The sequence below is a fragment of the Mesorhizobium sp. LSJC280B00 genome (genome assembly GCF_000502835.1).
Taxonomy (GTDB): Bacteria; Pseudomonadota; Alphaproteobacteria; order Rhizobiales; family Rhizobiaceae; genus Mesorhizobium.
Map to the genome: position 1 here is coordinate 1 of NZ_AYVL01000071.1, position 8,298 is coordinate 8,298.

Consider the following 8,298-nt stretch of genomic DNA (forward strand, 5'->3'; position numbering starts at 1 on the left):
ACCCAGATGCGGATCAGGTTACGCGGCAGTTCGTGCCGCTTGGCGAGACCATGCAGCGTCTCGCCGGACAGGACAATCGATTCATTGACCGCGGGACGTGCTCTAATTTGACAGAGAGCGGAGTTAGGAAACCTATCCGTTCCGAATATTGCCTCATCTGGGAGACTGATCGATACCTTCGATCCGGTCATGGGCAAAGGACCACAAGTTCCTCGACGCACCGCTGTGGATAGCGCGCTCCGGCGGCCGCTGGCGCGATCTGCCGGAGCGGCTTGGCGCCGATTGGATCGCCGAGGCCGGGAGAGATCGTCATCCCGCCAAAGCGCAACCGCAAGCTCCAGCGCGCTAAGACGTCGATTGCGGCGCGACAATGAAGCTGCGAGCGTTGCGTCAATCAAGGGTCCTTCGGCATATTTGGTGCAGGGACTACGTTTTTGGGTGTCCCTTTTTCCGGTTGGGTCAAGCGGCTGCCAGCAGTCGGCTCCGGAGGATTGAACAGGCGGCGCGCCCATACATCTGGCGCTTGATCGTTTGAGACGGTTGATCTGACCTTCGGGGGCTCGTGCTCCAGGGCTGGGTGATTGCCGCCCGGACAGCCTTCAATGTCACGGCCTATGCCTGCTACAAGGGAGGCCAGCTCACTGTCCGTGGCATCGGCGATCCATTGCTCGAGGCCGGCATCATCGTTGCCGCGTATCATCGCAGCAAAACGGCGGGCGAGTTCGCCCGCGATTGAAAGCTCCGGCGCATTTCATGGAGATGGTGAAGGAACAGCTCGGTCTGCTCATCGAGAGGTGTCGGGTCTTCGCTCAGCAGCCATGCACAGTTCCGGCGCGATGGCGGCCGCCATCGCGAATTTGATGGAGCTATCGATGACCGCTCCTTGCGGGCTACGGTTGCCTTACTACCTTCAAAAGCCGCGGCCCTTGAGTTCGGCCACCATTGCATCCGTTGCGCTGGCCTTCCTCACAGCGTCTTTCGAGATAGTCGCGAACAGGATCCATGAGGACGGAGCGCGTGGCCGCCAGTGCTCGGGCTCACCGCCCGCTGCAAGCCAGCGTTCGACAGTTCTGACGCTCATGCCAATCCGGGGCGCGATCTGTCGAGGCGACAGACCGGCCTCCCGCAACTGAACGATTTCAGCACAGAGCTCACTGCGTTGGTTGCGCCGCGACCGGCGCAGGCAATCAAGTTTCGGGGAGTTTCTACCGGTGGTTCCGGAGTGGCGTCGTCGTTTCCGGCCATCTTGGGCGCCATGATCTTCCCAGCGGCGGTGACAGCTTTTCGATGGCGGCTGACGGCCAGACGCATCGCTTCACCCAGGTTCTGGAGAAGATGCCAGCGGTCCGCGACCTGTTGCATCGGGCGCACCGCGACGGGCGCCCTCAGCATAAACGCCGGCACGATCGCGCGCGATGATCTCGATGCCAGGATGGCGTTCCAGCCATGATGCGACCGTGTCGGCATTGCGATCCGGCAACAGATCCAGCACGCGATTGCGCTCCAGGTCACAGATGATCGGTCCGTAGCGCTGCCCCTTGCGCCAGGCCCAGTCGTCAATGCCGACTACACGCGGCGCTTGCGGCGGCCCGAACCCGGCCGCGCGGATCATCCGCAACAGTGTGTCGCCGCTCATCGGCATGGCGAGCCTGTCCGACATGCGTGAGCCCGGCTCGCCACCCACCGCGAATGCGATCGCCAGCTGGCTTTCGCGGAGTCGAACCGCGCGTTGAGCTTTCGATCGAACCGTCTCAGGAACCTCTCGGTGAAGATCCGTCACGGGCATTGTGGATCAGCGCATCGAAACCGTCGTGCGTGAAGCTGGATTTCGGCAACCCGTCCCTGCCACGGCAGATCGGTCAACTGGCGCATGTAGTCACCGTGGACGCGGCGGGTTCGGCAGCCGCAACATGGACAGCAGGATTCCATCGCCTTCGCACGGGCAACAAGCACAACCCTGTCGGCCTGCGGGAGAATCAGGAAAATCGAAGCTCGAGCGAAATCAGCTGAGCCGAAGGCATGGAGCACGGGCAAATCACGGCGCCGACTGCGGTTCCGGCTCTATGAACTTATTCGCACCGTCCGTGAATCCCACAACTGCACCAAATATGCGGAGAAGAACCCAGAATTGTCGCGCCACAGTCGATCTCTACAAGGAGCGCAACCGTATCGAGCTCTTCTTCAACAAACTCAAGCAGTTCAGGCGCATCGCACCCGATAGCACAAGCTCCTCGCCAACTTCACCGGCTTCGTGAAACTCGCCGCAATCGCGATATGGCTCAGATAGTTAAATCGTCAGCACGACCTAAAAGCGATACCCGCAATAGAGGCTTTAACCTATTTGCCGCGGAAGATCCTCGGACTCGTGCTGCTTCGGCGGTAGACCGAGATATGACGTTCGGATCCTTTGGTGAACGTACCTCTCGCCCAATCTCCCCAACGCTCCGCTAGCTCAAGCCCCACACATTCGGCCATGGTATCAAGTTCCTGATGATAAACGTAACGAACGCGTTGCGGTAAACGTCTGACCGACGTACCAGAAAACCAGAGGAGGGTTGAAACCAAGTTTTGGTTTAGTGGGTCGTGGACAGACACATTGACAATCGTATTCTCATGATTGACTAGCCGTGCCGTTGTAGTCTTCTGGCCGCCGATCAGTGGATTCAAGCCTGGTACACCCAATTCTATCACCAAAATCCCCTCATCATCTAGCGCCTCCGCTGCAGATCGGAGGCAAGCTATTTGCTCTTCGCGCGTGAAGAGCAGCGTGAACGTGAAATAAACGCAATACACCAGACTGTAGCGTTGCTCTGAGCTGAAATGGGCAATATCTCCCTGCCAAGCCTTGATTAGATCAGTGCGCTTGGCGAGAAGTTTCAACATGCTGGACGAGTTATCGATACCTTCGACCTTGACGCCGCGGCCGCTCAACGGCACTGCCACTCGTCCGTCGCCTATACCCAGTTCGAGAGCAATGCCCCCCCTGCAATATCGCTCAAGAAAGGCGACCGTCTCGTCCACCTCATCCACTTTACCTTGCAGGGTGGTGTATTCTTCATAGATCGGAGCATAAACTTCGCCATAAGTTAATTCATCAGCCATGTGCCATTCTCCTGTGGTTGGTTTTAGAAAGTTGCTTGACTAACGCTCGTCCCGTACTGTATTGCGCGTTACCAAGTACGGCTGGGCACAGCCGACCCGCGAAGCATGGTCCGGGCAAGTACAGGAGCTTGAAACGATGTCGACCGCTTGCGAATGTGCGCCCGCCCCTCCCCGTCCGACAAAAGACCGGGTCTTCGCCGATGATCTCTCCTGCATATGCCTGTTCCGTCGCGATCAACTGGCCGAGGGATATCTCTCACGCGAGATCGTCGATATGGACATCGGGCGGCTCCGTTGATTGGTGAACGTCGCATCTCGAGGAGCAAAAGGTATGCCAGCGCAAAAAACGTAAGCAGTCCAAAACGTTGGCTTTTCGCGCCCGATTCGGACTATGTGCCTTGTCGCAACTTTGTCGGGCTTTCGACTAATGGCGATTTGGCCGCGATGGCGCTGCGGCCCAACTGAAACATGGTCGAACGGCTACTCCGCACCGCGCTTCTCGCCTGTCGACGATCAGATCGCCATTACGTCTGACGCAAGACTCGAAACAAGGCCGACCTGTTCATCCTTTCTGGGGCACGTTGAGATCGCTTCGCGATATTCCCGGCACCATCGAAGACATACGCTGGACCAGCGACGGCAGCGCGCTCATCATGCTACTGGCCGACCGCGGCCCTGGATGGCGCGACCAACAGCTCCATGCCCATCTGGTGGGGTGGCACTGAAGGTCCAGCCGTTGCCGACCGACCGATGCACGCCGGCCAAGGCGGCTCCAGCTATTTATGACCACCTGTGTGGGTGGCGCACGAACCGAACATCGTGATAGCAAGAAGAGTGGCAGCTCCGCCAATTGCAAATGCCCCGACCATGACGCCGGCCAGATGTCCTCCCACTCGGCCCCGCCGGGGTTGATGGGATACCTTCGTCGGCAACTTTCATGATTGCCGCGTTTGTCTCCTCACGCCGCAGAATGCCCAACAGCCGATGGTTCTGCGAGCTTTACCGAGGCTGAGGCCAACAGATCGGGACTCCTTGCAGTTGCCCGGATCTTCAATGGCGGTGCCGAGCACTTTGCGGTCATGGCGCCGATGCTAGGATCGAGATAAGTATGCGGCATGCCTGCTCTGAAGTGTATCTGCGACAATCTCGCGCCCAACCTCGGCGGCACGAATGCGAATACCGCGCTAGCGGCACGTCGTAAGGCACAGGCCGCCTCAGCGCGGACCTTGCCATTGCAGAGCAGATCGACGCTGCCAAAATTAACTTCGTACATTCAGCAATTTCGGGTTGGCCCGTTGCCGTTCATCGACAACTGAGACATCTCGAACAGTTCTTCCGCGATCTGTGTGGCAGCGGTGCTCAGGGCGCTGGCCATTGCTGAACCAACCGCATCGAGCTTCTGCACCGCACTCGACGCGGCGTCATAGTTCCCCATGGCGGCGGGGCGTCGTGGTTCAGATCAGGGAAGAGGACGGTGTCCTGGAAACGTCAAGCCACCAGATTTGGCAGTTCCCGAAAAAACCTCAACGCACTATCTTTCAACTGCCCCAGCTAGCAACGGGCGACAAAACGGCCCGGCCACACAACGCGAAACGAAGCTGAGATGCGCGCTGCTGACTGCCATACCGGATCAATCCCAGGAGCTAAACTCGCGCTGTCCCGAGAATCTGTCGGGTCTCGCAAACGCAATACCGATAAGGCGATTAGATAGGAGCTGCTCATGACAACTCAGATAGGGTCTGGCCCCGCGGAAATTGCAATAGAGCCTGCAATCAGCGACGCGGATACTCGAATTGAGCGCCGAGTCCGCGAACTGGCAACTTGCGAGTCAGCCTCGATCTGGGGGGCTCAAGACGAACTTTCCCGGGCCATTGCAGAGGCCGGCATGCACTTTGAGGGGCTGGCGTATCCCGTATGTCTCCGGCCCCTAGCGATAGACGACGATCTGGCAAACCACCTCAGCGCAATCGCTGAGGGCATGATCAACCTTCTTGATGTTGCCGCTGAGCTATATTGCTGCAACGAAGAGGTGCAGGACCTGTTTCCAACCTATAAACATTTGAGGCATTGGACTGCTTGTCTTCCAAAACATCGGCCGCTTGTAAGAATATGCCGGCTGGATGGCTTATTCGGAAGTGACGGCTATTATAAGATACTTGAAACGAATACCGAAGGGCCGGGCGGCGTTATTCAGAACGGCCTCGCGGCAAAAGTGTGGAGCGGTATACCCAATCCATTGGTGCAGGGCCTAGCTCTTGATGTGAGTAGGCAGCCTTTCGCGAAGGATCCGAACTGCTTTGTTCGGGAGCTGGTGTCTGCCTATCGCGCTGCAACTGGCTGTGAGCTCAGAACCGCCGCCGTGGTCAACTTTCGTGGTCGTTATACAAACGAAGTAGATTGGATTGTTAGCGGCCTTGGACACGTGGGCATAAAAGCAGAATTACTAGACATTACCGCGATGAAGCGAACGTCCCGCGGTCTAGTCGGGCCCGATGGCGAACTCATCGATCTTGTTTACAATAAGCTCGATGTTAGAGAAATAATCAAACATGAGGAATGCAGAGAGTACTTAGATGCGTGTGCAGCTCAAGAGGTGGTTTCGATAAACCCTTGGATCTCCCAGTGGGTATTGTCTGACAAGGCGATCCTTGCTGTACTCAGCGATGATCGGTTCCGCTCGAATTTCAATGCCGAGCAGGTCGAGCTTATTGCACGCCACATTCCATGGACACGCCTTGTTAAATCGGGAGTAACAACCAACCTCGAGGGGCGTCGGATTGATCTCATCGGTTACATCCGGGAGAACAAGGCCAATCTTGTTCTAAAGCCCTCTAATGCGACGCGTGGCGAGCATGTCTTAGTTGGGCGTTTCACATCCTCAGAAATGTGGGAGAGACAAATTGACCTGGCCGCCCGCAACCCATCTGTCGTTCAGGAGTACGTCAGACCGAGACAAGTCACGGCTCTGCACCCTTCAAGTCATTCGATCAAGAAAATGGGATATGGAATTGACTGCTATGTATTCGGAGGCCGCTTCGCAGGTTTTCAGTCGCGAGCAAGCTTCGATGCTGTGATGAACGTTGGGCGGGGTGGGATCCTAATGCCTGTGGCTATCGATGGCACTGGCGCCTGAACAGATGGGTGGCACCTGCGTCCGGTGCATGAACGGCTGCTTGGCAAGCTGAAGACTTCACCGAAGCTCTTTGCTGACGAAGGCGCCGGTGCTCGATCCCGGTCGCGGCAAGACGAAGACTGGGCAGCTCTGGGCCTATGCCCGCGATGACCGACCATGGAATGGCGAAGACCCGCCGGGCGTCGCCTATGTCTATGCGCCGGATCAAAAGGCCGAGCGTCCGATCGCTCATCTCGCATGCTTCACCGGGATCTTGCAGGTCGACGGCTATGGCGGCTATCGCGTGCTGGCCGAAAGAGTGGCGTCACGCTCGCCTTCTGCTGGGCACACGTGCGCCTACGCTTTTATGAACTCGCAGCAGCTAGTCCCGGGCCGATTGCCAGCGAGGCGCTGAGACGGATCGCCGAGCTCTACAAGATTGAGGACGCCATTCGCGGCCGATCGACTGACGAACGCCAAAGAGCGCTTGAGTTATCGCCGACCTCGAACCTTGGCTGCGAGAGAAGCTCGGCCTGATTAGCCAGAAGACACAACTCGCTGAGGCGGTCCGCTATACGCTCTCGCGCTGGGAAGGTTTCTCGCGCATCCTCGACGACGGTCGCATCGAGATCGACAGCAACACGGTCGAGCGATCCGAATGGCCCTCTCCGCGATCAGGTTGTCGGGCTCGAGCTGGCCATCGTAGAGGAAGCGGTTGAACGCGCGCCATCGCCTGGTGCCGTAGGCGAAGGCCTTCGCGATATCGGCATGGCGCGACAAACCGTTGCCCCGGCGCTTAAGCTGTCGTCGCAGCGCGCGGACCAGTGGTCGGGTCCGCCTTCGTCGTGCGGCAAAATCGCTCGGCGGGCGGGAGCCTCCGTATCTCTCGCTCGATCCGGTAGATCGCCTGGATATCGGCCTTCGCTGTCGTGCTGAGCTCGGTCGGCTGGCTGTCGTGAACGTTGGCTTCTCGAATGGCGCCGCCCTTGTAGATCTGGTTATAGCCGCTGAAACTGTCGGCCTGGAGCGTGCCGGCAAATCCGGCGAGCTCAGTCATCACGCTCTCGCCGGCGCGGCCCATGGTGGCGCAATACCAAGCGATCGGCGGCTCCTGCGAACCCGAGTTGCGATCGTCGGCGAGGTAAACCCAGAGCGCGCCCTTGTGTGTCTTGCCGTTGCTGGGCGCCAGGATCGGAAGCGCGTGTCGTCGGTGTGGATCTTGGTGCGGGCACGGCCGATCTCACGGATGTGGTTGTAGATCGGATCGAGCAAGGCGGCGGCATAGCCGGCGCTGCGCGCAGCGTGGTTCGCTCGATATCGACGCCCTTGGCGGCCATCATCTGTGCCTGACGGTAGAAGGGCAGATGATAACCCCTTTCGCCATCATGATATGGGCGAGCGAGCTTACCGCGTGCAATGGCTTTAACTGGTGCCGGCGCCTGGATGATTTTATCGCAAGTCCGGCAGCTGTACTTGGGTCGAACGGTCTCCATCACCTGCCGAGCTTGGGCGACCCATCGAGCATCTCCTCGCTGTCTTCGCCCATGGCGCGCAGATCGCGCCGCTACGAGAAGGGATCGATCCTGATTACCTCCAACCGTTCGGTGGGTGAATGGGGGAGCGTTTTTGGAGATCCCGTGGTGGCCACGGCAATCTTGGATCGCCTGCTTCACCATTCAACGGTGATCACCATCAGGGGGGACAGCTGTCAATGCCGCTCGAATTTTCCCCAAAAGTGCCGAAGTAAAATTCCCCAGTTTCGCCGCTCAGACTGTCGCGGAGGGGTGTCCATTTTTCGGTGGCCGGCCGCGNCCGAAGTAAAATTCCCCAGTTTCGCCGCTCAGACTGTCGCGGAGGGGTGTCCATTTTTCGGTGGCCGGCCGCGCGGCCGCGATGGTGGATTTAATGTCGGCGGCGTGATGGAGGCTTTTGATCGCAAGTGTTCGGGCATGAGCTCGGCGTGCTGGCGGAGCCGATAACTCGATCCTTCGCACCGCATGGTGAAGCAGGCGTGCGGGTTTCGCAAAGTCCCGGACAAGGAATTCAGTAAGTCGCGGACACGGATTTCAGTAAGTTCGGGACAG

Annotated in this window: 9 protein-coding genes and 5 pseudogenes; 5 read left to right on the forward strand and 9 right to left on the reverse strand. The window is 58.5% G+C overall.

From position 1 onward, the window contains the following. Positions 1-191 (reverse strand): annotated as a pseudogene (locus tag X773_RS77880) (hypothetical protein); the annotation flags it as partial. Positions 192-562: 371 nt separating this feature from the next. On the opposite strand from X773_RS77880, the gene X773_RS77070 reads away from it, so the two are divergent. Beyond that, on the forward strand, positions 563-736 hold the full coding sequence (locus tag X773_RS77070; RefSeq protein ID WP_023680797.1) for a hypothetical protein: 174 nt from the start codon (positions 563-565) through the stop codon (positions 734-736). Positions 737-910: 174 nt separating this feature from the next. Here the strand turns inward: X773_RS77070 and X773_RS79465 are convergent, their stop codons facing one another. The 3 genes from X773_RS79465 to X773_RS79470 all read right to left on the reverse strand — a co-directional run bounded on the left by X773_RS79465 (position 911) and on the right by X773_RS79470 (position 1,929). Next, positions 911-1,129, reverse strand: coding sequence for a helix-turn-helix domain-containing protein (locus X773_RS79465; RefSeq protein WP_023680798.1), 219 nt, complete (start codon positions 1,127-1,129; stop codon positions 911-913). Between the two features lie 186 nt (positions 1,130-1,315). Then, entirely contained in the window at positions 1,316-1,660 is a 345-nt protein-coding gene (locus X773_RS77080) for a transposase (RefSeq protein WP_023680799.1), read from the reverse strand. 116 nt (positions 1,661-1,776) lie between these two features. After that, complete coding sequence (locus X773_RS79470; protein WP_348625961.1) at positions 1,777-1,929, reverse strand: transposase family protein; 153 nt, start codon at positions 1,927-1,929, stop codon at positions 1,777-1,779. A 215-nt stretch (positions 1,930-2,144) separates the two neighbouring features. Here X773_RS79470 and X773_RS75980 point away from each other — a divergent pair. Next, positions 2,145-2,287, forward strand: a pseudogene (locus tag X773_RS75980) (transposase); the annotation flags it as partial. Between the two features lie 50 nt (positions 2,288-2,337). Here the strand turns inward: X773_RS75980 and X773_RS72815 are convergent. Both X773_RS72815 and X773_RS77085 read right to left on the reverse strand, forming a co-directional pair. Then, positions 2,338-3,102 (reverse strand): class I SAM-dependent methyltransferase, encoded by a 765-nt coding sequence (locus tag X773_RS72815; protein ID WP_023680801.1) that lies wholly within the window; start codon positions 3,100-3,102, stop codon positions 2,338-2,340. A 1,273-nt stretch (positions 3,103-4,375) separates the two neighbouring features. Then, the gene (locus X773_RS77085) at positions 4,376-4,537 is read right to left on the reverse strand and encodes a hypothetical protein (RefSeq protein WP_023680803.1); all 162 of its coding nucleotides are present in this window, start codon (positions 4,535-4,537) and stop codon (positions 4,376-4,378) included. 285 nt (positions 4,538-4,822) lie between these two features. On the opposite strand from X773_RS77085, the gene X773_RS72820 reads away from it, so the two are divergent. Continuing rightward, complete coding sequence (locus X773_RS72820; protein ID WP_023680804.1) at positions 4,823-6,235, forward strand: hypothetical protein; 1,413 nt, start codon at positions 4,823-4,825, stop codon at positions 6,233-6,235. Between the two features lie 9 nt (positions 6,236-6,244). Beyond that, positions 6,245-6,870: pseudogene (locus X773_RS72825) on the forward strand (IS66 family transposase); the annotation flags it as partial. Here X773_RS72825 and X773_RS75985 read toward each other — a convergent pair. Together X773_RS75985 and X773_RS78830 are read right to left on the reverse strand one after the other, a co-directional pair. Next, entirely contained in the window at positions 6,752-7,129 is a 378-nt protein-coding gene (locus X773_RS75985; RefSeq protein WP_245274888.1) for a transposase, read from the reverse strand. The pseudogene X773_RS72825 and the gene X773_RS75985 sit on opposite strands and share 119 nt — an antisense overlap. Continuing rightward, the gene (locus X773_RS78830; RefSeq protein ID WP_348625962.1) at positions 7,011-7,406 is read right to left on the reverse strand and encodes a transposase; all 396 of its coding nucleotides are present in this window, start codon (positions 7,404-7,406) and stop codon (positions 7,011-7,013) included. Before X773_RS78830 ends, X773_RS75985 begins: the two co-directional genes overlap by 119 nt. Positions 7,407-7,770: 364 nt before the next feature. On the opposite strand from X773_RS78830, the pseudogene X773_RS75990 reads away from it, so the two are divergent. Beyond that, positions 7,771-7,920, forward strand: a pseudogene (locus X773_RS75990) (ATP-binding protein); the annotation flags it as partial. Positions 7,921-8,054: 134 nt separating this feature from the next. Here X773_RS75990 and X773_RS77800 read toward each other — a convergent pair. Continuing rightward, positions 8,055-8,213 (reverse strand): annotated as a pseudogene (locus X773_RS77800) (AAA family ATPase); the annotation flags it as partial. Positions 8,214-8,298: the final 85 nt, after the last annotated feature.

Excerpts from the sequence above, each read along its gene's own strand:
- X773_RS72820 (WP_023680804.1), top strand. The coding sequence starts at position 4,823 with ATGACAACTCAGATAGGGTCTGGCCCCGCGGAAATTGCAATAGAGCCT.
- X773_RS72815 (WP_023680801.1), bottom strand. The coding sequence starts at position 3,102 with ATGGCTGATGAATTAACTTATGGCGAAGTTTATGCTCCGATCTATGAA.
- X773_RS77080 (WP_023680799.1), bottom strand. The coding sequence starts at position 1,660 with ATGTCGGACAGGCTCGCCATGCCGATGAGCGGCGACACACTGTTGCGG.
- X773_RS79470 (WP_348625961.1), bottom strand. The coding sequence starts at position 1,929 with ATGGAATCCTGCTGTCCATGTTGCGGCTGCCGAACCCGCCGCGTCCAC.
- X773_RS77085 (WP_023680803.1), bottom strand. The coding sequence starts at position 4,537 with ATGGGGAACTATGACGCCGCGTCGAGTGCGGTGCAGAAGCTCGATGCG.